Source organism: Streptomyces spongiicola, assembly GCF_003122365.1.
In the GTDB taxonomy this organism is placed as follows: Bacteria; Actinomycetota; Actinomycetes; order Streptomycetales; family Streptomycetaceae; genus Streptomyces; species Streptomyces spongiicola.
In genome coordinates this window covers 5,993,092-6,018,142 of sequence record NZ_CP029254.1, presented here as the reverse complement: position 1 = coordinate 6,018,142, position 25,051 = coordinate 5,993,092, and the positions used below count along the sequence as shown (strand labels likewise).

19 protein-coding genes and 3 pseudogenes are annotated in these 25,051 nt (G+C 71.2%); 8 read left to right on the top strand and 14 right to left on the bottom strand.

Annotated elements, in window-relative coordinates; genetic code table 11:
* Positions 1 to 7: 7 nt before the first annotated feature.
* A complete protein-coding gene (locus DDQ41_RS26225) occupies positions 8 to 808 on the bottom strand; it encodes an alpha/beta fold hydrolase (RefSeq protein ID WP_109296672.1) in 801 nt (266 codons plus the stop codon).
* 99 nt (positions 809 to 907) lie between these two features.
* Between DDQ41_RS26225 and DDQ41_RS26220 the strand changes: the two are divergent.
* A pseudogene (locus DDQ41_RS26220) lies at positions 908 to 1,929 on the top strand (MerR family transcriptional regulator).
* Positions 1,930 to 2,109: 180 nt separating this feature from the next.
* Entirely contained in the window at positions 2,110 to 2,262 is a 153-nt protein-coding gene (locus DDQ41_RS26215) for a hypothetical protein (protein WP_162602744.1), read from the top strand.
* A 123-nt stretch (positions 2,263 to 2,385) separates the two neighbouring features.
* On the opposite strand, the gene DDQ41_RS26210 is transcribed toward DDQ41_RS26215, so the two are convergent.
* From DDQ41_RS26210 to DDQ41_RS26160, 12 genes and pseudogenes are all read right to left on the bottom strand, one after another.
* On the bottom strand, positions 2,386 to 3,687 hold the full coding sequence (locus DDQ41_RS26210) for a TIR-like protein FxsC (protein WP_162602743.1): 1,302 nt from the start codon (positions 3,685 to 3,687) through the stop codon (positions 2,386 to 2,388).
* Positions 3,688 to 3,846: 159 nt separating this feature from the next.
* Positions 3,847 to 5,151 (bottom strand): annotated as a pseudogene (locus tag DDQ41_RS33120) (SAV_2336 N-terminal domain-related protein); the annotation flags it as partial.
* Positions 5,123 to 6,094, bottom strand: a complete 972-nt coding sequence (locus DDQ41_RS26205) for an AAA family ATPase (protein ID WP_109296670.1) — start codon at positions 6,092 to 6,094, stop codon at positions 5,123 to 5,125. The gene DDQ41_RS26205 and the pseudogene DDQ41_RS33120, both read right to left, overlap by 29 nt.
* Positions 6,091 to 7,173 (bottom strand): VMAP-C domain-containing protein, encoded by a 1,083-nt coding sequence (locus tag DDQ41_RS32705; RefSeq protein ID WP_245990639.1) that lies wholly within the window; start codon positions 7,171 to 7,173, stop codon positions 6,091 to 6,093. Before DDQ41_RS32705 ends, DDQ41_RS26205 begins: the two co-directional genes overlap by 4 nt.
* Before the next feature lie 405 nt (positions 7,174 to 7,578).
* A pseudogene (locus DDQ41_RS33115) lies at positions 7,579 to 8,121 on the bottom strand (S1 family peptidase); the annotation flags it as partial.
* A gap of 2 nt (positions 8,122 to 8,123) precedes the next feature.
* Positions 8,124 to 8,507 (bottom strand): CU044_2847 family protein, encoded by a 384-nt coding sequence (locus DDQ41_RS26195; RefSeq protein WP_109296668.1) that lies wholly within the window; start codon positions 8,505 to 8,507, stop codon positions 8,124 to 8,126.
* A 338-nt stretch (positions 8,508 to 8,845) separates the two neighbouring features.
* Complete coding sequence (locus DDQ41_RS26185) at positions 8,846 to 10,543, bottom strand: IS1634 family transposase (protein ID WP_109297466.1); 1,698 nt, start codon at positions 10,541 to 10,543, stop codon at positions 8,846 to 8,848.
* A gap of 486 nt (positions 10,544 to 11,029) precedes the next feature.
* A complete protein-coding gene (locus DDQ41_RS26180) occupies positions 11,030 to 12,202 on the bottom strand; it encodes an acyltransferase family protein (protein WP_109296667.1) in 1,173 nt (390 codons plus the stop codon).
* 102 nt (positions 12,203 to 12,304) lie between these two features.
* Positions 12,305 to 12,712, bottom strand: coding sequence for a peptide-methionine (R)-S-oxide reductase MsrB (msrB, locus tag DDQ41_RS26175; protein WP_017944744.1), 408 nt, complete (start codon positions 12,710 to 12,712; stop codon positions 12,305 to 12,307).
* Positions 12,713 to 12,747: 35 nt separating this feature from the next.
* Complete coding sequence (gene murC, locus DDQ41_RS26170; protein ID WP_109296666.1) at positions 12,748 to 14,142, bottom strand: UDP-N-acetylmuramate--L-alanine ligase; 1,395 nt, start codon at positions 14,140 to 14,142, stop codon at positions 12,748 to 12,750.
* Between the two features lie 42 nt (positions 14,143 to 14,184).
* Complete coding sequence (locus DDQ41_RS26165) at positions 14,185 to 14,637, bottom strand: indole-3-glycerol phosphate synthase (RefSeq protein WP_172607552.1); 453 nt, start codon at positions 14,635 to 14,637, stop codon at positions 14,185 to 14,187.
* A 120-nt stretch (positions 14,638 to 14,757) separates the two neighbouring features.
* The gene (locus tag DDQ41_RS26160) at positions 14,758 to 15,537 is read right to left on the bottom strand and encodes a pyrimidine reductase family protein (protein WP_109296664.1); all 780 of its coding nucleotides are present in this window, start codon (positions 15,535 to 15,537) and stop codon (positions 14,758 to 14,760) included.
* Positions 15,538 to 15,960: 423 nt separating this feature from the next.
* Here DDQ41_RS26160 and zapE point away from each other — a divergent pair, with 423 nt between their 5' ends.
* The 3 genes from zapE to DDQ41_RS26145 all read left to right on the top strand — a co-directional run bounded on the left by zapE (position 15,961) and on the right by DDQ41_RS26145 (position 19,134).
* Positions 15,961 to 17,016 (top strand): cell division protein ZapE, encoded by a 1,056-nt coding sequence (gene zapE / locus DDQ41_RS26155; protein ID WP_109296663.1) that lies wholly within the window; start codon positions 15,961 to 15,963, stop codon positions 17,014 to 17,016.
* Positions 17,017 to 17,077: 61 nt separating this feature from the next.
* The gene (locus DDQ41_RS26150) at positions 17,078 to 17,503 is read left to right on the top strand and encodes an OsmC family protein (RefSeq protein WP_109296662.1); all 426 of its coding nucleotides are present in this window, start codon (positions 17,078 to 17,080) and stop codon (positions 17,501 to 17,503) included.
* Positions 17,504 to 17,697: 194 nt separating this feature from the next.
* On the top strand, positions 17,698 to 19,134 hold the full coding sequence (locus DDQ41_RS26145; protein WP_109296661.1) for an alkaline phosphatase PhoX: 1,437 nt from the start codon (positions 17,698 to 17,700) through the stop codon (positions 19,132 to 19,134).
* 750 nt (positions 19,135 to 19,884) lie between these two features.
* On the opposite strand, the gene DDQ41_RS26140 is transcribed toward DDQ41_RS26145, so the two are convergent.
* The gene (locus tag DDQ41_RS26140; RefSeq protein ID WP_435864027.1) at positions 19,885 to 21,000 is read right to left on the bottom strand and encodes a S1 family peptidase; all 1,116 of its coding nucleotides are present in this window, start codon (positions 20,998 to 21,000) and stop codon (positions 19,885 to 19,887) included.
* A gap of 303 nt (positions 21,001 to 21,303) precedes the next feature.
* Here DDQ41_RS26140 and DDQ41_RS26135 point away from each other — a divergent pair, with 303 nt between their 5' ends.
* From DDQ41_RS26135 to DDQ41_RS26125, 3 genes are all read left to right on the top strand, one after another.
* Positions 21,304 to 21,987: a peptidyl-tRNA hydrolase gene (locus DDQ41_RS26135; protein ID WP_394342194.1), complete on the top strand. Its 684-nt coding sequence runs from the start codon at positions 21,304 to 21,306 to the stop codon at positions 21,985 to 21,987.
* A 476-nt stretch (positions 21,988 to 22,463) separates the two neighbouring features.
* On the top strand, positions 22,464 to 23,243 hold the full coding sequence (locus tag DDQ41_RS26130; protein ID WP_172607569.1) for a DUF4142 domain-containing protein: 780 nt from the start codon (positions 22,464 to 22,466) through the stop codon (positions 23,241 to 23,243).
* Between the two features lie 192 nt (positions 23,244 to 23,435).
* The gene (locus tag DDQ41_RS26125; protein ID WP_109296657.1) at positions 23,436 to 25,046 is read left to right on the top strand and encodes a DUF692 domain-containing protein; all 1,611 of its coding nucleotides are present in this window, start codon (positions 23,436 to 23,438) and stop codon (positions 25,044 to 25,046) included.
* Positions 25,047 to 25,051 lie beyond the last annotated feature (5 nt).

The window sequence follows — 25,051 nt, the reverse complement described above, 5'->3', positions numbered from 1 at the left end:
GCGGCGCTCAGGCGCGGGCGCCGAGCCGCCGCCCCTCCCCCGCCGCGGCCCGCAGCAGGATCTCCACCAGCTCGCCGGGAGTGGACAGCATCGGCCAGTGCCCGGCGGCGAGTTCGAAGAACCCCCAGCGCGGCTCGGCCAGTTGCCGGAAGAGCAGGCTGCCCGTGGCCACCAGCGCCTCGACTCCGGCGATGTCCATGGTGCCGCCGTCCGTACAGAAGACGCCCGTCATGGGCAGTTCGTCCACCACGTCCGAGAACCGGACCGGCGTGGTGAGGGTGCCCACCGGCTGCGGCGCGGCGAGACGCGCCAGACGCGCGATCCCGTCCTCGGGGACACCCGCAGGGTTCCCCCACTCCCGCCACTCCTCCTCGGTGGGCGCGGGCACCCGCCAGCCGTCCTCGGCCCGGGCGGGCTGGCCCAGCATCCGGTCGCGTACGGGGCCGTCCGGCATCTGCTCGCGTACCTGCTGGAGCACGGAGAGGCCGTCGCGGGGCAGCGGCGCGTCCACGAAGACGATCCGGCCGACCCGTTCCGGGCGCCGGGACGCGGCCCCGAGCACCGGATAGCCGCCGTAGCAGTGCCCGACCAGCACCACCTCGGGCTCGTCGGCGTGGTCCACGATCTGCACCAGGTCCTCGACATGGGTGCCCATGTCCGTGTCCGGGCCGCCGAGATGGCGGCGGTCGCCCATCCCCGTCAGGGTCACCGGGTACGCCACCGCTCCCGACTCCCTCAGTCCGGCGGCCACGTCCCGCCAGACCCACCCTCCGGTGTGGCCTCCCGACACCAGCACAAACGCCGTCATGGGTCCCTCCTCCACGGGGTCGCTTCCCGCCGGGCCGGCCCCCCGTAGGCCGGCCCGGCGCGGGTACCGTAGGAACTCCCCCTGAGGGAGGTTCAAGCCGTGCCGACGAACGCCCCACTGACCATCGGAGAACTGGCGGAGCGAGCCGGTGTCACGGTCAAGACGGTCCGCTTCTACTCGGACCGGGGCCTGCTCCCCGCGTCGGGCCGCAGCACGGGCGGGCACCGCCGCTACGGCCCAGAAGCCCTGGACCGGCTGCGGCTGATCCGCTCGCTTCGGGAACTCGGCCTGCCGGTGCCCGAGGTGCGCCGGATCCTGCACAGCCGGGACGACGGCCCTACGGCCGGTACGAACGCCGACGCCCGTACAGACGAAGACGGCACGAACGGCGACGGTAGGGACGATGCCCGTACGGACGACGCACTCAAGGCCGCCATCACCGGCCAGTTGCAGAAGGTGGGCTCCCAACTGTCCGCCCTGCGCTGGCAGGAGGCGTCCCTGCGGCTGCTGCGGGACTGCGAGGCAGGTGAGCGCACCGAGCGGCTGCGGCTCGTCGGCGCGGTGGCCGTGCCGCCCAGCACGGCGCGCCGATGGCGCGGTTCTGGCGGTACTGGCTGCCGCCGCGCCTTCCGGCCCGGGTGGTCTCGGCGTTCCTCGACCAGGCCGTGCCGCACCTCCCCGACGACCCGACGCCCGCGCAGGTGTGGGCCTTCGCCCGCATGCACGCGCTGGTGTCGGGAAGCTGCTCCGGTTCCGCCCGGCCGCAGCCGGCCGTCCACCTCCCCGACCGGGGCTACCGTCCCGCCGTGCTGTACGACGGTCTCGGCGAGGCGTACGCACTGGCGTCGGCCGAGCTTCGGGCGGGGCGGCCACCCCGGGCGGGCGAGGCGCTGGACTGCTTCGTCTCGGTCTACGCCGTGTCACGCGGCACGCGCGACACCCCGGCGTTCCGCCGGCTCCTGCACCGCCAACTGGCCGCCGATCCCCGCTTCGACGTGTACTGGCAGCTCACGGCCGAACTGTCCACCCCACCCGGCGCCCCACCCGAACCGAACCCCGGCTCCGCCCACGACTGGCTGTGCACCGCGCTGAACGCGGGGACCACGCGGCCCCCGGGCTGAACCCGGGCGCGCCTCCTCACAGAATGGGCGGGGATGCCGCGTACGAGCGACTCCACGCCGCCCTGTAGGGCGTGCGGCAACTGGGCTGACAGTGGTGAAGCCTCTGGTAGATGGGTTCTCGACCAAGAGAACCGGCTCTGCCAGAGGCTTCCCGTGCTTCTCCACCCGCCGGGCGTCGACATGTCCAGCTCCACCCTCCACTTCCTCACGCAGCAGTTGCGGCGGCACCACCGCGCGATCGGCTGCCGGTGGCGGCGCCTGAGCGCCGACCGTCAGGCCCTGCCCATCCTCGTCCATCTGCGGATGGGACACACCTGCTGGTCATGCGGGTGATGCTCATGTCGTACCCGCCCACAGAACCTGATCATTTTGGGGTGTCTCACCCGACGATGTCAGAGAGGGGGTTCCACACGTCGCAGAGCGCAACGATGTCCCTGTGAACAGACGACTGTGCAGTTACTCGGTCTCGCGAGCACCGCGATCTGATCCACTGCTGGTTGGCGCTCCCTGAAGCCTGGGCCACATCTGCCCTTCGGAGGGCGAAGGGTTGGGCGGATAGACCCGGGCATGTCTCAGGTACTGCTGGGCGGCCGCCTCGACGACCTGGGGGAGGAGCAGGCCGAACGCCTCCATGCTCGGTACGCCGCAGGCGGCGGCGCGGCCCTGGCCCAGCTTGGTCGGCAGGGTCTCGGCGAGCTTGGCGCCGAGGACGCCCTCCGCGCCGCGGCTCTGGTGGTCGTCGCGGTTGAAGGGGACCACGACACTGACCCAGGGCCGGTCCTCGGCGTCGAAGGCGGCGAGCTGCTCTCGTCTTTCGTCGTCCTCCAGGGCCCAGCGGTCGACGATGAGCAGCTCCGGTCTGGTGGGGGCCCGCTTGCTGTCGAGGGGTGTGCTGTCGTGGTCGAACGAGACGATGGTGGCCCGATAGTAGAGGCTCCGCACCAGATCGCGGGCCACATAGGCGAGCGGCCGGTGCACGTCCGGGTAGTAGGGGTTCCAGTCCTGCGGCATGTCGCCGTAGTACTGGGGGTCGCGTCCCGGGGGGAGGTCGTGCAGGGTGGGTGCGACGACGGTGATTTGGATGGGGCGGGGGCCGGTGCTGAGCGGGTCGGCTCGGTCCGGAGTGCCGAAGGCACTGGGGACCTGCCGGAAGTCGAGCGGTCTGCCGGGCCCGACGGCGGTGGCGTCCGCGACGCTGACGATGCGCTTGGCGAGTTCGTAGACCGCCCGCTCGTACTCCTCGGCGAATTTCCGGAGTTTGATCAGTCCGTAGAGTCCGTCGGTGACGTAGCGGTCGCCGAAGGCGCGGTGGTTGAACTGCAGCCCCTCGGCGGGGCCGGGTAGTTGCTCGGGGGGCACGGGCACCCAGAGCGCGGGCACGATGGCCTCGGCGGGCCGGTTACTCCTGGCCTGGTGGAAGATCTCCCGCTGGGCGAAGGCGTACCACTCCTTGCCGCACATCTCGCTGGCGAAGTAGCGGGGGGAGAGGAGCGGTACGAAGACCCGGCAGGTGGCGAGTACTTCGGCGAGGCGCTCGGACCACCCCTCACCGGAGCGTATCTCCCGGTCCATGAATCCCGCCGGTGCACCGGCGGGGAGATCGGTCATGGCCATCACATGGCCGCACAGGTCCCGGAAGAGCCGCTCCACCCACATGTCGGGATCCGGCACATCCGCCCCGTACCTCGGTGTGTGCGCATAACTCAGGAAGAAATACGGTCGATGGTCCGAACTTTGTCGAACGCGCTGAGGTTTCATGGACCCGAGTTCTGTGAACGGCGCGCCCCCCCGTGGGAGGGTCAGTGAGCCTGTGCGGTCGGCGATGAGCGCCGGAAAGTCCGGGGTCCGCCCCAGGAGTGGCTCAACGAATGCGTTCACGGCGTCGATTGTGCGCAGTGCCGCACTGGTCCTGACTACTGTGCGCAACACGGATCGTACGTCGGGGGGAAAGGCGAAGACCTCTTGTCCATCCAGGAGTTCGTCAATATGCATGAGACCGCTGAGTAGGACTTCAGAGAGGCAGGAGGGATGACTTCCCGGCAGTGCGGCGGACTGGACGACACGCATGACGGGCAGCGTGAGTGGATCGACGGCAGCCAAATGGCCGGCTAGCTCGTATGCTTGAGGCGAGACCAGGCCCTGAAATTCCCGCACGCGTTGTTCGGCGCTGTGATGCGAGGCAACCGAATGCGGCGGCGAGCTTTGAGGGTCAGCTCCTGCGTCGATGATCCGCAGAGAGGCCACGCCGCCGTGTGAAGCGAGCAGTTCTGCCCACGGACGCAGGCCCCACTCGGATAGTTCGATTACGGGTACGGGAAGGCGCGGTCGCGGTTCCAGACCAGCCGGAAGCCAGGGGTTGTACGCATTGATCAGGATGTTGGGCTGTACCGGCGCCGTAGTCCTGACATGCATGGGCTCCGGACTCAGTGCGGTATTGCTCCAGAGACGCATGGGAAGCAGGTTGAGCACAGCCGTTGGCACCGCCTTTGCCATCCCGGCGAGACGGCCGTGGGCCGAACCGTCATGCCAGTGGTCGGCAACGCCGTCCGTCACGACGAGTACAACGGTGCGGCTACCAGTGATACCAGGGGTGGTGTCGAGGGAGCAGGTACGCACGGCACCAAAGATGCCGGAGACGGTGAGCACATGGATGAGTTCGCGGATCGTGTCACGCCATATCCGCATCGAGGAACCTTCATCGAGCGCGAGGACAAGCTTGAGCCAGCGGTCCTGAGCGGGGCGTAGCACGACGTCGAGGACACCGATGTCGGCGATCGTTTCAGCTGTGGCATGCTCGTCCAGCTCGTGACGGTGTGTGGACGGCACCCGACGCTTCAGGGGGCGCATGGCTCTCGCGATCCCCAGCGGATGCGGCAGCCCTCGGACCCCGGGGATCCGCACGGGTGCACCGGAGTTGCCGCTACCGCGCGCCCCGGTCAAGGCGTACACAGGCCGCCGGTCGCTCTCCGGTGGAGACTCGTCCCCTGGTGCTGCGCCCCGTTGACTCTGCGCGCTCGAAAGTGACCCCGATTCGGCCTCGGGCCCGACGCCGTGATCCGAGGGTTCCGCCTGGTCGAGCTTCGGCGAAGCGTGTAAGGCGAGCCACAGGGCGTCACTCAGTTCACGGGGTGACAGCTCGACGCCCGCACCGGCGAGCGCCGACCTCAGCCGGACCAGTGACAGCTCTCTCGGATCACCATCCTCCGCCGCTCCTGAGCTCACGCAGCACCGCCTCCTTCAGGTGTGCGACTTCGGGGTGGATTCCCTGCTGGAGCAGATGTACGGCGTGCAGCAGTTGGTCCGTGGCCAAGCCGCCGAGGCTGCGCTTGTCGGTGAATGCTTGAATGAGGTTCAGCACCCGCGGCCATTGCGCCTCCAGCTGTTCAAGGCCGCCTTTCGCAAAGTGCGCCCGGACGATTTCTTCAAGCTGGGCGGGGTCGGGCTCCGGCAGTTCCAGTCGGATACAGCGACGTAGAAAGGCCGGCGGGAACTCCCGGTTCCCGTTACTGGTGATCACGACGAAGGGAAAGTCTCGGCATCGGACGATCCCGTGCCGAACCAGGGTTTTCTCCTGTGAGCCTTCCACGTTCACCGCCACCTCGGCCTGTTGCGCGGGAAGGCGGGCGAGTTCAGGAATGGAGAACTCGCCTTCATCGAGTACGAACAGTAGGTCATCGGGCAGGTCGACGTCGCTCTTGTCGAGCTCGTCGATGAGCAGCAGACGTGGTCGGCCCTTGTGGCGAGTCGCCAGCGCGGTACCGAGTGGCCCGAGGCGCACGAAACTGCCGATGTCATCTGCGCCATCCTTGCGTTCACGCAGGCGACCGATGGCGTCATAGCGATACAGGGCGTCGGTGAGTGTTGCACGGGTGTTGACCGGCCAGACGAGCACCGGCCCGAGTCCGAGTTCTGCGGCCACGGCATGAGCGAGCGACGACTTGCCGGTGCCGGGGTTGCCCGTGACCAGGAGTGGGCGTCGCAGTCGCAGAGCGGCGTTGACCACCTCCACCTGTTCCGGTCCGATGAGATAGGGGCGCTGGGGGCGTGCGGAGGCGTCATCACGGCTCGGGCGACGCCAAGGCGGTGGCGGTGGCAGTGGTACAGAGTCGTCGTACCTGCCCCCGTCACCGCGGAACAGTCGCTCGAGTGGTTGCTCACTACTCATGCGGCACCACCTTCGGAAATCGTTGGTGTCGACAGCCGTGGTTGCGGCGGTGTCCAGCTCGGGTCCTCCCACAGCAGGGCCAGATGGGCGCCCACGTGCGCGGTGTCGTGCCGGGCCTCGGCACGACACCGTCTGACCTCTTCGCGGAGGCTGGTCGGCCAGTCCTCGCGTACGACAGGCAGCAACGCGTCGGCGGCCTGGGGACCATGGGCGTCCCTGTGCCACAACACCACGGGTACGCCGAACCAGCGGCAGAGGGCAAGGGTGCGTTCCCGTTGCTCCGGTGGACATGCGGCGATGACGCAGGCGATTTCACGCTTGTTCGTCAGGGTGCTGTCCGCTGATTCTTGATCGTGCACTACGTGCGGTCCCGAGCCCGGGTTTTGTCTCCGCTGCCACCGGGCCCTCCATTCACCGGCGCGGAACACCCGCTGTCCGCGCAGGACCACAACCCGATCGAGCCCGAGAAGCCGTGGGCCGAGCACCCCGGCCTGGGTCTGCAGGCGGTCAACAGCCAAGCCGAAGGATCCCTCCTCCAAGAGGAACTCGATCCCTGCCGAGTCTTCGTAGCGATCGAGGCCATTGATGGCGCTGGAGAGGTCGGCACAGAGTTCGGCACGGCTGCGCAGTGTGTCCATGTCGGTCCACACCTCTGCCAACTCGCCCTGTCCGTCGTAGAGACGGATCACGTAGTGGAAGGAGTCGACAACGGCCCCCGGCCAGAGCCACACTCTGAGGATTGGCGGCGACGCGCGGGCGGTGGCGCGGGATCTGGAAGTCCACCGGCACTGCGCCATCGCTCCTTGGCTGACTCCCAGGCGGGAAGCAACCCGTTCCGACCAAGACCGCAGATCCTCGCCGTTTTCGGGCCGGCCTGCTGCCACCTCTTCGATCGCCTGTAGCAGCGGCGGCACGATGCCGGACTCCAGCTGTCTGTCCTCCAGATCCTCGATCAACGCGGCGAGGTCGGCGGCGTCGCAGTCGGCCCCGTTGGTCGTCGTCAGGGAGAGATGCGGTACGGCGCGGCGCGCGGCCTCATAGAGTTCCTGATGCGCGGCCGTGCCGAGCAGCGCGGCCAACTCGGCGTACTCGTCAGGGGCAAGGATGCGAGGGGACCCTACTCTTGCCGCTGCTGCTCGAACACGCCGTACCGCGTCATCGTGCCCGGGTAGCACGCTGAGCAAGGTCGCGAAGCCCCGTGCGTGGTCGGCAGCCTGGTCGACGAGTTCCTCTCTTGTGAGCCCACGGCGGGGGAGCCCCAAGGCGTCACCGAAGCGCTCCGCACACCGTGCAAGCTTCTCGTCGGACAGCCCGTCGAGAGCGTCGATCAGCTCTCTACGACGCGCTCGTTCCCGTGGGCTGAGGGAATCGACCCTTGCCGACGGGAGAACCCCCGCGGCAGCAAGCAGCCTCAGTAACTGGGGTGCCCTGATGGCGTACGAGCGTGGGTTGCCGGGTTCGGTGGATACCAATAGCCCCGCTACGCATCCGCGCTCCCGGTCCCACAGCGGTGCCCCGCTGTGGCCCGGTTGAATCTGAAGGGGTGCCACTCCGGGATCAAGGATGTACCAGGGTCCCATGCTGGCCTGTACCACGACGTCTACCAGGGACCGAGGAGCCGCGTTGGCGTACCAGGTGGACAACTTCCGCGCCGAGGTCTCTCTGATCGCTACCGGACCTATGCCCGTCCCGGGTAGTGCCACGCGCAGGAGCGCGAGATCACCCTCCCACCATTGAGTGCCCTCGATCTTGGGCGGTAGCCAGTGGGTCAGCTGGACGGGGTGGCGCTCGCTGCCGGTGCTGGGGAAGGAGACGGCAACTCCGACCATCTCCGCCGGAGTCGGCTCGTTCGATGCCAGCCTCTCACGCCCGAGGGCTGCGTTGATCACATGAGCACAGGTCAACAGATAGCCGTCGGCCACAACGACACCGGCACCAAGCGTCGCCGAGCCGGAGCTTCGTGGATGAAGAGTGGCCCAGGCTCTCCGCACCGGGGCATCAGGATCGACGTTGAACTTCCCGTACATGGTTACTCCGTGGGCGCGGTGCCATCGAGGTTCCAGGTGGCGGAAACGGTCAGGCTCGCCTCGCCCTTGTTGGCTACGATGCCCAGTGTCAGATCGTTACCGATCTTTACGCCCAGGTCGACAGTGACCTGCTGAGGGCGTTGGTCCATGGTCGAAACGGTGTTGTGCACGGACTGAAGCACTGGGACCAAGGGCTTGAGTACCTGCTCCAGCGCACCGCGTGTGGCCCGAGCTACCCGGCCGCTGCCTGGGCGGGCGACGGGGACGAGAGGCGCAGAGCCAGGTTCCGGTTCCTCTCCCGCTCGCTGCTCCGTGAGCGGACTGGGGAACACCTCTAGCAGCACTGACTGGCCGTCCTCGAAGGTGAATTTCACGAACTCCGCCATGACCTTGACTATGTCAGAGCAAAGCGGTCTTTGGGCTTGGATTGGATCAATTCTCAGCGCCAGTGGACCTCTTTCAACCTCCATAGTCGCGGGTCGGGAGTGTGTGGACTGCCCGTACGACGGCACCGATTCGGCGGGGGCATCCGGCTCGCCGAAGCAATCGCCAGCACTTGATCTGCGCGAAGGCGCGTTCTCGCAGGGACTCTCAGCCTGCCGTGGTAGCACCTGAGTTCCGCAGTTGGTAGGCATGCGGATGAGTCGAAAACAGAGATTGAGCTGCGGAAACGTCGGGATGGCGCCCGTGCGGGCGTGTGCCCACGTGGGCACGTTGTGGCTGGTCAGGCCGGGTCTGCGGCGGTGATCCGTGGCGGCGGTTTGATGCCGCAGGCGCGGTAGAGGGCGGCCTGCTGGCTGGTGAGCGGGGTGGTCTGGGTGATCTGTCCGGCGTCGCCGGTGAGGGTGACCTCGTGCACGCGGCCGAGTTCGGTGCTGATCCGGTTCCAGGTCTGTCCGGTGCGGCGTTCGGCGACGCGGATCAGCAGCAGTGCGAGCCAGCACAGCAGCACGTGGGCGCGGATGCGGTGTTCGAGACGGTGAAAGACCGGTCGTAGTTCCAGCACCGTTTTCAGATCACGAAATCCGCGCTCGGCTTCCAGGAGAGCCTTGTAGCCGACCGCGATCTCCTCGGCACTCAGGTGCGGATCGGAGCTGGTCAGCAGGTACTTGCCGTCGAGACGCTCCTCGGCCTTGACCTTGGCGCGGTCGATGGCCAGCCGTCCGTTCTTCGACGTTCTCAACCACCGCTTCAGGGTGGGGTGTTCGATCAGCGCGCACTCGGCGCGCACGTGGGCGGCCTCCGCCCGCTCCCGCGCCTTGGCTGTGGTCGCGCGCTTGGCGTCACGTTCACGCTGGGACCGGATCCGCTCCAGTTCGGCCTCGATCCGCTTGATGGCCTCCTCGCGATGGCGACGGTCGCGTTCCTCCTGGGCAGGGTTGTGGCAGATGACGAAGCGCCGGCCCGGGGCCTGGTCGAGCTTGACTTCCTTGACGCGCAGGTTGTCGCGGACGCTCTGGTAGCGGCCCTGCCGGGCGAGCGCGGCCTCGGCCAGGTCGCCTCCGTCACGCATGCGCATCCCGGCGATGTAGTGGCCGCCGGCGCGGGTGAGGTAGGCGAGATTGTCCGCGGAGGAGAAGCCGCGGTCGACCACGGTGATCACGCGGCCCAGCTTCCAGTCGCGCATGTCGTCCTTGACCTGCGGCAGGATCGCCTGGTCGCTGGTGCCGCCGGGCCAGCACCAACACCGGACCGGGACGCCCTCTTTGGTGACAGCCAGTCCGATGGTGATCTGCGGCAGGTCGTCGCGGTGGTCCTTGCTCTTGCCGTAGGCGCGGAACGGGGTCTCGCCCTCGTCGGGTTCGTCGCGTTCGAAGTAGGTATTGGTGGTGTCGAAGAACAGCAGGTCGACTTCGAGGTTGAGGAGGTTGGCGACCGCGAAGAACACCGCTTCCTGCACTTCAGCCTGGGCGTCGGCCTCCACCAGCAGGTCCATGGCCCGGTATGCCTGGTTCTCGTCCATGGCCTCCAGGCCGGGTATCACCGCGTCGCGGCCGGCCCACTCGGCCGCCGACAGCTTGGAGGCCGGGGCGATGGCACGGTTGGCGGCCAGTGCGAACAGCACGCGCTCGACGTCGGTGCGGAACCGGCGCGCGCCGAGGATCTTCTTCAGGGCGGCGTCGATCTCCAACTGCCGCCACAGGCCCTGCAGAAGCCAGACCGCCCCGAGCGGGCGCGAGCCGGTCACCTGCAGGCCGCCGCCGGCCGCCGGAGCGGCCGCGTCAGCGCCGTCCTCGCCCAGGTAGCGGTTGATCGAGGCGACCAGACGGCGCAGGCCGTCGGTGTCGAGCTGGTCCTCGCGGCCGAAATTGTGCACCACCTCGGCCTGCGTAGTGCCGCCCACCCGCCGGTTGTGCGCGAGCTGAACATAGCGAACCGTCGTGCCGTTCTTGTTCTTCCGCTGGGTGGTCCGCAAGTACATGCCCACAGCATCAACGATCACAGCAAGAAGATCAATACCTCATGGACTAGGCGTGTGCCCACGCGATTCACGCGACGCGCATGCACCGAAACACCGTGACCTGCGCAGACACTGATCGACAGACCCGTATGTGCCTACGAACTGCGGAACTCAGGAGCAGTTGAACTTCTCTTAGTGCTCGGGTTGTTGGCGGTGGTGGTGGGTAGTAGTACACGGCGCGGACGGTGGGGAAGCTTCCCGAAGCCCGGGTAATCGGCGTTCCCGCAGGTCACGCAAGGAGCAATGACAAGGCCTCTACGCGACGCAACGGGACTCGCTGATACAGGCGGTCGTCCAAGACAGACAAGAGGACGCGCAGCACCCACGAACCTGCCCCCACACACCGGTGATCACGTAGAGGGAGGTTCTAGGCCTCTTCACATGTAATACACAACAAGGCCACAGCGGTTGTGAGATTGCGCACGAGCCAAACCGGATGATCCCGGATCAGTTCGGTCGCACCGCCTCGGCCGTGTGCCGCACGTCGCCGGTGTGTCCGCCACCCGACGGTACCCCCGGGCCGTTGCCGCGCAGCCGTCGTTCGAGGGGGTGCTCCACCCAGCGGTAGGCGCACGCGGACAGGGCCAGACTCACCACGATGACCACCAGCCACACCACGGCGGTGTCCGGCACTCCCTCGGGCCGGCCGTGCCTCGCCACCCACACGCGGATGACGATCTCGTGGATCAGGTACCAGGCGAACGACCAGTGCCCGAGGTGTATGGACCACCTTCCGCCGAGTCCCGTCTTCCGGCCGCTCAGGTCCGCGTGCGCGGCCGCGGCCACGAGGAGTGCGAAGAGTGGCGTGGAGAGCAGGTGCGAGGCGTGGTAGGGGCCGTACCAGAGAGCGTCCGGGACGGCCTCCGACCAGGGAATCAGCACGAGGTGCCAGCCGACCACCAGCGCCACGGCGGACCAGAGGCCGATGGGCGGCCGCCAGCCCCTGGCCACCGCGAGTCCGGCCACCACACCGAGCAGGAACTGAAGGGTGCGGGTCAGCGGCAGGTAGTCGAGCGCCCAGACGCGCGGCACACCGGCGGCGATCAGGGCACCGCTCAGCCACACGAGCACGACACCCGCACAGGCCGCCACCCAGATCCGGCGCCGCCCACGGCCCGAACGCACGGCCGGCAGGGCCATCAGCACGGGAAAGACCAGATAGAACCACGCCTCGTCGCTGAGCGACCAGGCGGCGGGATTGCCGCCCTGCAGCATGACCCGGTCGGGTATCCAGGCGTTGACCAGCAGCAGCGTCGCGGCCACGGCCTTCGCCGACACGGCCTTGCCGAGCGCGAGCCACACCCCCACGGACAGTGCCGTCGTGACGGCGAGGAGCGGCCAGACACGGGCGAAGCGGCGCCGGAGAAAGACCTTCGCGGGCACCTGCCTGCCGTCGTACGTCCAGGCCAGGACGAATCCGGACAGCACGAAGAAGAAGGTCACTCCGCTGCGGCCGTACCAGGCCAGCTCACTGGCCCCGGGTATCTGGCCGACCTGCCGCGAGAGGTGGTAGGCGACCACCAGCAGCGCCGCCCAGAAGCGCAGTCCGGTGAGGGACGGGAGGCGATCCCTGCCGGACGGGACGGCCAGGGCACGGCTGCCGGGAACGTTGTGTCGCATGGGGCGATTATCGGGGGCGCGCGAAGGGCCCTGGACGGGGGCCCGGCGCGCAGGTCCCCTGCGCCCCCCGTGCAGCGGGATGTTGAGCGGGAGCCGGCCGGGTCAGCTCTCGTCCGGTTCCAGCCGCAGCGAGATCGAGTTGATGCAGTACCGCTGGTCGGTCGGCGTCGGGTAGCCCTCGCCCTCGAAGACGTGCCCGAGGTGCGAGCCGCAGCGCGCGCACCGCACCTCGGTGCGGACCATGCCGTACGACCGGTCCTGCAGCAGTTCCACCGCGTCGGAGTCCTTCGGGTCGTAGAAGGACGGCCAGCCGCAGTGCGAGGCGAACTTCTCCCCGGAGGTGAAGAGTTCCGCGCCGCACGCCCGGCAGGAGTAGACGCCCTTGGTCCTGGTGTCCGTGTACTCGCCGGTGAAGGCGGGCTCGGTGCCAGCCTGCCGGAGCACGGCGTACTCCGCGGGGCTCAGCTCCGCGCGCCACTGCTCGTCCGGCTTCTCGACGTCGTAGGCCATGATCGGTCTCCCTCACCGCTAGGGCCCCGGAGGGCTCAGTCCGACAGGCGGGCCAGGATCCTCGGACCGAGGTCCGTCACATCGCCGGCCCCCATGGTGAGAACCAGATCACCGGGGGCGGCCATTCCCGCGACCGCGTCCGGGACGCCGCCGTGGTCGTGGACGGGGGTCACCCGGGCGCCCGCCGCCCGGGCGGCGTCGATGATCAGCGCGCTGGTGACGCCGGGGATCGGGTCCTCCCGGGCGGGGTAGATGTCGAGGACCACGGAGGCGTCCGCCAGCGCCAGCGCACGGCCCATCTCGGTGCCGAGCTCCCGGGTGCGGGAGAACAGGTGGGGCTGGAAGACGACGAGCAGCCGCCGGTCGCCCGCCGCGGCGCGGATGGCCTCCAGGTCGGCGGTCATCTCGGTGGGGTGGTGCGCGTAGGAGTCGATGACCTGGACACCGCCGGCCTCGCCCTTGAGCTGGAGGCGGCGGCCGACGCCGGTGTAGGCGGTGAGGGCGTGGGCCAGCCCGGCCGGGTCCAGGCCCGTGCGGACGCCCGCGGCGAGGGCGGCGACCGCGTTGTGGGCGTAGTGCCGTCCGGGCACGGAGACGGTGAAGACGATCTCCCCGGCGTCCGGGAGGGCGACCGCGACCTCGCTGGTCATGCCGCGGGGGGTGATCGAGCGGATCCGGACGTCGGCGCCCTCGTCCTCACCGACGGTGACGACGGTGAGGTCCGGGCGGCCGGAGACCCGGGCGGCCAGTTCGCGGGCCCCCGTGTGCTCGCCGACCACCAGCGTCCCGCCCGCCGGGATCTTGGCGACGAACGCCTCGAAGGACTCGTGGATCTCGTCCATGGAGGCGTAGTTGGCGTGGTGGTCGAGTTCGACGTTGAGGACGATCGCGACGTCCGGGTCGTACTTGTGGAAGCTCCGGTCGCTCTCGTCGGCCTCGGCGACGAACAGGTCGCCGTCGCCGTGCCGGGCGTTGGTACCGGGCCCGGCGAGATCGCCGCCGATGGCGTACGAGGGGTCGAGCCCCAGCTCGGTCAGGGCCACCGCGAGCATCGACGTGGTGGTGGTCTTGCCGTGGGTGCCGGCCACCGCGATGGCGCGCGAGGTGCGCATCAGCGCCGCGAGCGCGTCGGAGCGGTGGACGACCGGCACGCCGAGTTCGGCGGCGCGGGCCAGCTCGGGGTTGTCGGCGCGGATGGCACTGGAGACGACGACGCAGGAGGCGTCGTCCGCGAGGTGCTCGGCGGCGTGCCCGATGTGCACGGTCGCGCCGACGGCCCGCAGCGCTTCGGCGGTCGCCGACTCCCTGGCGTCACTGCCCGCGACCTTGGCACCCCGCTGGGCGAGGATCCGGGCGATCCCGGACATTCCGGCGCCGCCGATGCCGATGAAGTGCGGCCGTTCCATGGCGTGGGGGATGCCGGATGCCATGCGTGTGTCTCCCAGGGTGCGACGTCGTACGGGAGGCCCAGCCTATTCGCTGTGGGCGAAGAGCTTCAGCACCGGTACGCCGACCTTGTGCCGGGCGCGGGAGGCCCAGTCGCGGTGGAAGAACTCCTCCACGTAGTGGGGCGCGGTCAGCACGATCACCTCGTCGGCGCCGGACTCGCCGACGACGGTCTTCATCTTGTCGATCGGGTGGTTCTCGACGACCTGGCCGACGGCCTCGGCCCCGGCGGCACGCAGGGCGTTCACGGAGTGCACGAGTCCGAGTTCCGCGGGCTGCCGGGCCTCCGCCCCCTCCGGCTCCCCGCCCTCGCGGACGGCCTCCCCGAGTTCGCCCATGGCGACGTCGTCGATGGCCCGCAGCAGCAGATCGGCCTGGTCGCCGCGGGGCTGCAGGAGCACGATGAACGACACCGGCTCGTCCCCGTGCAGCGTCGTCACGAACTCCACGTCGGTCGCCGTGAGGGGCCTCTCGATCATCAGTACGCTTGTGAACACGTCAGGAGCCCTTCTGCCGGAACCGTCCTTCCCCGTCTGCACACGGGGCCTTCCAGTAGTGTGCCCCGCCGGGACAAACCGGTGTACGACCTGCCGCCCTTGTCAGGTCCGACGGTATCGGGTGAAGAGGAAACCGGCCTCCTCCAGCAGGGACACCAGGGCGAAGCGCTCCGGCACCGCCCGGCCGGATCCGTACGCGATCCGCTGCGCGGTACCGGAGGTGAGCGTCGGCGACACCGTCAGGCACAGCTCGTCCAGTACCCCGGATCCGACGAACTGACCCAGGAGCCTCGGCCCTCCCTCCGTCAGCAGCCGCCGCAGGCCGCGCCCGGCCAGCGCCCCGACGGCCCGCGCCGGGTCGACCCCCGTCCCGTCGCCCGCGACGATCACCTCCGCCCCGGCCTCCTCGGCGGCGGCCACCCGCTCCGGAGGTGCGGCCGCGCCGGTCAGGACCAGCGTCGGCACCAGGGGCGAGGTGAAGAGGGGCAACGAGAAGTCCAGGTCGAGGCTCGCGCTGACCACGGCGACCGCGGGAGCGGGCCCCTGTCCGGCGGCCGCGCGGCGCTCGGCGAAGGCGTCCCTGGCGCGCGCGGGGCGATAGGCCTCCTGCCGGACCGTCTCGGCACCGACGACCACGGCGTCGGCCAGCGCCCGCAGGGTTCCGAAGATCCGCATGTCGGCGTCGGACGACAGCGGCTGCGACCTCCCGTCGTGCTGGGCGGCGCCGTCGAGGGACGAGACCATGTTGGCCCGCAGCCAGGGGCCGTCCGCGGCCGGATAGGCGTACGCGTCGGCCAGTTCGGCCAGCCCCCACTCGCGGTCGGCCGCGGCAAGGGCGCCGCCGGGATCGTCCGGGTCGGGCAGGGGGAACAGGCGTCGCATGCCGAGCAGTCTGGCACGGCGCCGCGCACGCGCGTACCGGGGCGGGCGTCCCGTCGGTGGGCCCGGGGGCCCGGGCGCGGCGTCCCACCGGCGGCCCCGGGGCCCCGGGCGGCCGGGAACGGCCGGGAGCGGCCGCCCGCGGCCGGGGCGTGCTCGCGGCGCAACCGCGCCTCTCACGCCCCGCGTCCGCCTGGTGGCGCACGGCGTCACGCACGACGTCACGCACGGCCGTCGCGCACGACGTCACGCACGGCCATCGGGTACGGCGGTCGCGCACGGCGTCACGCACGGCCATCGGGTACGGCGGTCGCGCACGGCGTCACGCACGGCCGTCGGGTACGGCGGTCGCGGGCGGCCGCCGCGACGGCCTCGCAGGGCGGCCGCCCGGACTCAGTACAGTGGGTGGTTGTGTCGACCACGCCCATGACCGAAGCAGTCCCGCTCTCGCTGTGCGCACGCGAGCCCCGCGTCCCCGCCGACCGCCTGGTCGCGGAGATGGTCCCGCCGCCGCGCTTCGACTCGGTGCGCTTCGAGACGTACGTCCCCGATCCGAACCAGCCCAGCCAGGCCGAGGCGGTCACCGTGCTGGGCTCGTTCGCCGCGGGACTGGGCGGCGCGCACGCCACCGGCAGCGGCAGGCGCCGCTGGTTCTCGCGGAAGCCCGCCGCGCCCGCCGCACCGCGGGGGGTCTATCTGGACGGCGGCTACGGCGTCGGCAAGACCCACCTCCTGGCCTCCCTCTGGCACGCCACACCCGCCGAGCCGGCCCTCAAGGCCTTCGGCACCTTCGTCGAGCTGACGAACCTGGTCGGCGCGCTCGGCTTCCAGCAGACCGTTGCGACCCTGAGCGGCCACCGGCTGCTGTGCATCGACGAGTTCGAGCTGGACGACCCGGGCGACACCGTGCTCGTGTCGACGCTGCTCGGCAGGCTCGTCGAGGCGGGCGTGGCACTGGCGGCGACCTCCAACACCCTGCCCGGCAAGCTCGGCGAGGGCCGCTTCGCCTCCGCCGACTTCCTCCGCGAGATCCAGGGCCTGTCCGCACACTTCCGGCCGCTGCGGATCGACGGCGAGGACTACCGCCACCGCGGCCTGCCCGAAGCGCCCGCGCCGTTCTCGGACGAGCAGGTCACCCGGGCCGCTCACGCCACCGAGGGGGCCTCCCTCGACGGCTTCCCGGAGCTGCTGGAGCACCTCGCGCGAGTGCACCCCAGCCGCTACGGCGCGCTGACGGACGGGGTGCGGGCGGTCTGCCTCACCGGCGTGCGGCCGGTGCCGGACCAGTCGACGGCGCTGCGGCTCGTCGTACTGGCGGACCGGCTCTACGACCGGGAGGTGCCGGTTCTGGCCTCCGGGCTCCCCTTCGACCGGCTGTTCGGTGAGGAGATGCTGAAGGGCGGCTACCGGAAGAAGTACTACCGGGCGATCTCCCGGCTGACGGCACTCGCGCGGGACGCCAAGGGGCTCGTCGCCCCGTAGCCTCCAGTAGGTTGGGCCCGGTTGGAACCGATTCGTCGAGTGCTTTGGGAAGGGATCCATCATGGCCACCACGCGCCAGGCCCACACCGTCTGGGAGGGCGACCTGCTCGCCGGCTCCGGCGTCGTCACGTTCGACTCCTCCGGCATCGGCGACTTCCCCGTCTCCTGGCCGTCGCGCGCCGAGCAGGCGAACGGCAGGACCAGCCCCGAGGAGCTGATCGCCGGCGCCCACTCCAGCTGCTTCTCCATGGCCCTCTCGCACGGCCTCGCGGGTGCCGGTACACCGCCCACCCGCCTGGAGACCAAGGCCGACGTCACCTTCCAGCCGGGTGAGGGGATCACCGGCATCCACCTGAGCGTCGAGGGCCGGGTCCCCGGTCTCGACCAGGAGGGCTTCCAGGCCGCCGCCGAGGAGGCCAAGAAGAACTGCCCGGTGAGCCAGGCCCTTTCGGGTACGGAGATCACCCTCACGGCAAAGCTCGCGTAGCAGGCCGCCTCGCAGCGCTCGCGCGGGGCGTCGCGCGACGCCCCGCGCTGCGCACGCGACAGCACGCGTAACACGGTTGCGCACGCGTCGGCACGCGTACCAAGGGGCACGGTGACCCGCATGCTTCACACGCGACCGCACGCCTGGTACACACATGCGGGTCACATCTCTGTCCGCCAGCAGGGAGTCGCCTCATGACCGCAGAACGCAGGCAGCAAGCAGCGGGGACCGCCGGGAGCGGGGGCGCCGAAGCGCCGGACCGCCCCGGCGCCCCCTCCGCGACACGGCGTCGGATCCTCGCCGGATCGGGTGCCGCGGTCGCCGGCATCGCCTTCACCGGCGTCTTCTCCGAGTTGTTCGCGGGGACCGCCGCCGCCCGAGGCCACCGCGGATACGGCCCCCTCGTCCCCGACCCCCGGGGCCTGCTCGACCTGCCGAAAGGTTTCCGCTATCGGGTGCTCTCCCGTGAGGGCGAGCCGCTGCGCTCCGGCGAGGGCCCGGTGCCCGGCCGCCACGACGGCATGACCGCACTGCGCGGACGCCGCGGCAGGATCCATCTCGTCCGCAACCACGAGAACCGGCACAGCGCCGGCCTCGGCGTCCCCGCGGTCGAGGGCCTCACCTACGACCCGGCGGCCAAGGGCGGCTGCACGGCACTGACCCTCGACGGCCGCGGCGACGTCCTGGACGAGCGCGTGGCCGTCGCGGGCACCGCCGTCAACTGCGCGGGCGGGCCCACGCCCTGGGGCACCTGGCTCACCTGCGAGGAGAACGAGGACCAGGCCGGCACCAACGGCTACACCAAGGACCACGGCTTCGTCTTCGAGGTGGACGGCGCCGATCCCCGCCGTACCGGCGCCGTACCGCTGACCGCGCTGGGCCGCTTCCAGCACGAGGCAGTCGCCGTCGATCCGCGCCGCGGCGTCGTCTACGAGACGGAGGACGCCTTCGACCGGCCGTTCGGGCTGTTCTACCGCTTCCTGCCGGAGAGACCGCTCGGCGGCACCGGCTCGCTGCGCGCGGGCGGACGGCTGGAGGCGATGCGGGTCCCGGGGGTGCCGGACCTGTCCGCGATCCAGGAGACCGGGGCACGCTTCGACGGAGTCCAGTGGGTCCCCGTGCCCGATCCGCAGGCGCGTCAGACCCCCGTGCGGCTACAGGACTTCGGCCCGAGGGGCATCACCCACGCCCAGAAACTCGAGGGCTGCTACTGGGGCGGCTCGTCCGTCTACTTCGTGTGCAGTTTCGCCCGCAGCACCGACGGGTCGGCCGCCGACCACTTCGGGCAGGTGTGGCGGTACGAACCGGAGCGGCGGCGGCTGACCCTGGTCGTCGTCTTCGGCCCGGCGACCGACCTGCAACTGCCCGGTGAGTCCCCGGACAACATCTGCCTCGCCCCGGGCGGCGGGCTGATGGTGTGCGAGGACGGCAACGGCGCCCAGCACGTGTACGGGCTGACCAGGCGGGGCGAAGTGTACGCGATGGCGCGCAACCGCCAGAACACCGGCACCCCGGAGGAACCCGAGTGGGGCGAGTTCGCGGGCGTGACGTTCTCACCGGACGGCGGGACCATGTACGTCAACTGCTACACGCCCGGTACGACGTTCGCGGTGACCGGCCCCTGGCACTGAGCGCCTGCTCCGCCGGGCCGGCGCCGGCTGCGGGCCGGTCTCCAGCTCCCTCCGGCCCCGGCCGGGGCCCGGCCGGGCTACAGGCCCGGGCTACAGGCCGGGCTATAGGCCGGGCTACGGGCCGGGCGGGCCCCGGCGGAGGCGGGCGCACCGCGATCGCTCCCGGCCGACGTCTCCGCCGCACCCCGGCCGCGGCGGTTACCGCACCTGGGCGGCGGAAGGCAGCGCACCTGGACGGTCGGCGGGCTGCCCCCGGAACACCTCGGGAACACCAACCCCGCACCGCCCGAAGGACCGGTTCGGTGTCGGGGCGGGCAGGGGGCTGCCGGCGAACGGCCGGGGCCGCACGGCGGTCCGGGCAGCCGCACGGCCCCGGGCATCCGCCGATGCCCGGGGCCGTGCCGCCACCTCTCCTCCTGCCCTCGCTCTCCCCTTCCGGCCCGAGCCGGAGCCGGGGCCGGGGTCCGGTCGGGGTCCCGACCTGGGTCCGACCGGGGTCCGGTTGGGGTCCGGTTGGGTCGCGGCCGGGACCCCGGTCGGCTTCCGTGAGGTTTCCGACGAGGGCTCCGACCACGGCTCCGGCCGGGGTCGCGGCGGGGGTCCGGTTGGGGCCGTCCCTGCCACCGCGTCCCGACGGGCGGTACGCCCCCGTACGGGCCGGCCGTGCGGTCCGTGAGCGGCCGGGGCGTCAGCGCCGCCCCCGTACGGTCCGCGAGCGGCGCGGCCGGCGGCGGTACCCGTACGCCCGCGTCAGCCGATCTGCGCGCCCACCGCCTCCAGCGCGGTCGTCACCGGCTGGAAGAAGGTCTCGCCGCCGGAGGTGCAGTCGCCGCTGCCGCCGGACGTGAGGCCGATGGCGTTGCCGTCCCTGGTGAACAGCGCTCCGCCGCTGTCGCCCGGTTCGGCGCAGACGTTGGTCTGGATCAGACCGGTGACGGTGCCCTCGGCGTAGTTCACGGTGGCGTTCAGCCCGGTCACCTGCCCGCCGTTGAGGCCGGTGGTGCTGCCCATGCGGAAGACCTCCTGGCCGACGGCCGCGTCTGCCGCCTGCCCGATCTCCAGGGCCCGTCCGTCGCCGAGGTCGACGGCGCTCGGTGCCTCGGTGTTCGGGTCGTCGTACGTCACCAGCGCGAAGTCGCCCTCACCGGGGAAGACGGACTCCTGGGCGGTGGCGACCGGCTGGCCGCCCTGCTGCTCGGACCACTGCTCGGAGGCGGCTGTGCAGTGGCCTGCCGTGAGGAAGCCGGACTGCCCGTCCTGGGTCGTGACGTTGAAGCCGAGCGAGCAGCGCGCACCGCCGTTGCTGAAGATGGCGTCGCCGCCCTCCAGCAGGGGCTTGAACTCGCCCTTCGACTTCTGGATCCGGGCGACCCCGTCGCCCAGCGACTCCACGGCCGACTCGACGGTGTTCCACCGTTCGCCGGTGACGGTGCGGTCGGCGGTCACCAGGATCTGGTTGTTCCTGGGGTCGATGGCCCAGGCCGTGCCCGGCACCGTGGCCTCGCTGGAGAGCGTACGGGTGGCGGACTTCAGGGTGGAGAAGCTGTTCTGCACGCTGCGGGCCACCGCACCGGCCCGCTTGACCTCGATCTCCACATCGTTGTCATCGCCGACGATGTTCACGATGAGCTGCTGCTTCGACGCGTCGTAGTACGCGCCGCCGTAGGACTCGCCGAGTTGCCTGCCCAGCTGCTGGAGGAGATCCGCGGCAGATGCCGCACTCAGCTTTCTGGGAGCGGTCCGCTCGTCCTCGGACCCGGACTGCGAAGCGTTGGCATTCGGCAGCAGTACTGCGGCTGCGGCGATGCCCACCGCTCCGGCTCCGGCGAGTATCGCCTTCCGCTTGGGTATACGCCTGTGACTCAACTCTTCGCCTCCTGCGGGGGGTACGGACTCCGGTCGCCGAGGGGGGACCGGGAGGGGGGGAACGCGTCCGGCCCTTGATACGGACGCCGTCCCCGTGTCCGTTCATCACCCGTGCAAAGAATATTTTTTGACGCAACGTCAGAGACTGGGCGGCCGGCCGCGTCCCCACCCGGGCGGGCCGGGCCCCCTTGCCTTCCGGCAGGCTGGCAGAATGCGCGGGTGAACAGCAGGGACAGCACGGCCAGCGCGGGCAGCACCGGCAGCACCGGCAGCACGGACAGCAGTGGCAGCACCAACAGCCCCTTGCGTCAGGAGCCGGTGCCGCGCGATGAGGCCCCCCAGTTCGTCCTGCCGCTCGTGGTCCGGATCGAGCGGAACGAGCCGCCGTCCCGCACCGACGCGCTGGAGACCGCCGCCCGCGCGGTCGTGCTGATGCTCTCCGACGCGCGGTCGTCCGGGGACGGCGAATGGGCGGCGCGCGTACGGGACTGGCAGGACGGCCGGATCCGCAAGGTGGTACGCAGGGCGCGCGGCGCCGAGTGGCGCAAGGCGTCGGAGCTGCCCGGCATCACGGCGGCCGGGGGCGGTGCCGAGGTGCGGGTGTTCCCGCCGGTGCCACTGGACGGCTGGCCCAGGGAGTTGTCGAAGCTCCAGGTGTCGGGCACGGAACTGGAGGATCGCGGACAGCCGGTCGGCGACGCCGGACCCGGCTGTGCCCTGCTCTGGCTCAACCCCGGGCTGCACATGTCGACGGGCAAGGAGATGGCGCAGGTCGGGCACGGGGCGCAGCTGCTGTGGTGGGACATGGACGAGGCCGGGCGGACGGCGTGGCGGGACGCCGGCTTCCCGCTCGCCGTCCGGACCGCCGCCGCCGGCCGCTGGGCCGAACTCGCCGCGCGCGGCCTGCCGACGGTCCGGGACGCGGGTTTCACGGAGGTCGCCCCGGGCTCCGTGACGGTCGTCGCCGAGCACCCGGTGCGGCACTGACGCCCTGCCGGACGGCACGGGCGCTCCTCCTCTCCTCCCGAGCGGTAGGGCACTCTCCCGCGCCGTGACGGGGGTTCTGTGCCGGGGGGTTCTGTACCGGGGGGCTGTACGGGCGGTTCTGTACGGGGGAGGTTCTGTACCGGGGGTTCTGTACAGCGGCTCCCGCACAGCGGCTCCCTTACAGGGGATCCGTCCGGGTGATCCCACCCGGTACGGGCGCGCTCCCGCCCCGCACGCGAGATCTTCGCTTGCGGAGCGGAGACCGTCCCGGCGGTACCGAGACCCTCCCGGGGCGCTACCGAGACCCTCCCGGGCGGCACGCGGGCCTCCTCACCCCGCCGCGCGGAGATCTTCCGGCCCCGGGCTGAACGGGACCGCTCCCCCGTACGTACCTCCCGGTACTGCCCAGCAGTTCGAACCGCCGGTGACCTAGCCGGGGTTCCGCGGTACGCACATCGGATCGGGAGGCACACTTGCTGCGTCGCGTCAACGGGACAGCCCTCATCATCGCGGCACTGGTCGCCACAGTGGGCGCGCTCGCTTTCCCCGTATGGTCCTACGCCGACCGGTCCGGGACTGGCCAGGCCAATCTCAACGCCTCGTCCGTGGGAACCCAGTGGGGGCCGCTGACGGCGACCGACCGCGACTTCCTGGTCAAGGTGCGGCTCGCCGGGCTGTGGGAGCTGCCCGCCGGTCAGCAGGCACTCGAGCGTGCCCCGACCCAGGCGATCAAGGATGCGGGCGACCATCTCATCGTCGGTCACACCGACCTCGACCAGCGTGCCCGCGACGTGGCGGCGAAGCTGGGCGTGGAGCTGCCGAACGTGCCCACCGAGCAGCAGCAGGGCTGGCTGAGGGAGCTGTCGGCGGCCAGCGGCCGCGAGTACGAGTACAAGTTCGCAAACCTGCTGCGCAACGCCCACGGCAAGGTGTTCGCCCTCATCGCCCAGGTCCGCCACAGCACCCGCAACACCCTGATCCGTCAGCTCGCGTCCGACGCGAACCAGACCGTGCTGGACCACATCACCATGCTCGAGAACACCGGCATGGTGGACTTCGACGCGATCGCCAACGAGGCCGCGGGCGCTGCGACGGCCAGCCCCACGGGGCCGCCGCCGCCGGACGGCAACCTGCCCCCGGCGCCCACCCCGGCCGTGCCGCCCGGCGGGATCGAGACCACCTCGGAACCCTCGACCCAGCCGGGGCCGCCGACCGCCGTCAACACCAACCGGCCGGCACCGGGCGCGAGCAGCTGACGACGCGTGGCGGGCCCGCGCCGGGAGGCTCCCGGCGCACCCGCCACCACCGCGCCGGGCCCGCGCTTTCAACGGGCCCGGCACCCGACCGGGGTGTGCGCAACCTCAAATGAAGCTCTGAACGTCCGCTCCCCGGGATTGGTCATGGCCCGTCGGGGCCATGACCCCTCCAGACACGGAGGAGGGGGACCCATGAAGCACCTCGACAGGCTCGGCACCGGTATCGGCTGGCGCCCGGAGATCGCCGCCGCCGTGGAGCGGCTGCCCGGTCTCGACTGGGTCGAGGTCGTCGCGGAGAACGTCTGCCCCGGCCATCTCCCCGACTCGCTACGGCGGTTGAGGGAGCGCGGCGTCACGGTCGTCCCGCACGGTGTCTCCCTGGGACTCGGCGGGGCGGGACGGCCGGACCCGCGCCGGCTGGCCGATCTGGCCGAACGCGCCGAGGCACTGGGGGCGCCGCTCGTGACCGAGCACATCGCGTTCGTCCGCGCCGGCGGCGCGCTGACCGCCTCGCCCCCGCTCGAGGCCGGGCACCTGCTCCCCGTCCCGCGCACCCGGGACGCGCTCGACGTCCTCTGCGAGAACGTCCGCATCGCACAGGACGGCCTGCCCGTGCCGCTCGCCCTGGAGAACATCGCCGCCCTGATCTCCTGGCCCGGCGAGGAGATGACGGAGGGCCGGTTCCTGGCGGAGCTCGTCGAACGCACCGGGGTGCGGCTGCTGGTCGACGTCGCCAATCTGCACACCAACCGCGTCAACCGGGCCGAGGACCCGCTCCGGGCCCTGGACGAGCTGCCCGTCGAGGCGATCGCGTACGTCCATGTCGCCGGCGGAGTGGAGCGCGACGGCGTCTGGCACGACAGCCACGCCCACCCGGTGCCGCGGCCGGTCCTCGACCTCCTCGCCGAACTGTGCTCGCGCACCGACCCGCCAGGGGTGCTGCTGGAGCGGGACGACGCCTTCCCTCCCGGGGAGGAGCTGGCCGCGGAACTGGACGTGATCCGCGCGGTCCTCGACTCGCCCCCACGACGCGCACCGGGCACCCGGGCGGCGGACGGGCCGGCGCCCGGGGCCCTCGCGGGGCTCCCGGACGGTGCCCGCGGGGCGGCCGGGCGGGACACGGCGGACACGGCGCACCCGGCAGGCAGAGCAAACCCGGCGGACGACGCGCACCGAGCGGACGACGCGGACACGACGCACGACGCGTACCCGTCGGACGACGTGGACACGACGGACACGACAGACGCGACGGACGCGACGGACGCGACGGACGCGACGGACGCGGCGGACGCGGCGGACGGGTGCAGCGCGACAGGCGCGGCGGACGGGTGCAGCGCGGCGCACGAGCCGGTGTCCCCGGCCGGCGCGACGGCGCAGTGCCGCGCTCCGGACGACATCGCGCGGGAGCGCCTCGGGCTCGCACAGGCCGCCCTGCTGTCCGCGCTCGTCGCCGGGACGCCGGCGCCGGAGGGGTTCGACGCCCGGCGGCTGAGGGTGCAGAGCCGGGCGCTCGCCGCCAAGCGGGCCGACGTCGTCGCCAGGGTGGCGCCAGAACTGCCGCAGATCCTCGGCACCGGCTACCGGCCCGCGTACCTCGGCTACGCCACGTCCCGCCCGATGCGCGGCGGCTACCGGCGGGACGCGCTGGACTTCGCCGAGCAGTTGCTCGCCGCGGGGCGGCCCGAGGACCCGGTCGCCCGCCGCCGGCTCGCCCAGTGGTGGAGGGACCGGGCGGGGCCCCGTCCACCGCGCCGCGCGACGCGCTTCGTCCGCGCAGCCCGAGCCGCCCTCGTCAGGAGGTGAGCCCG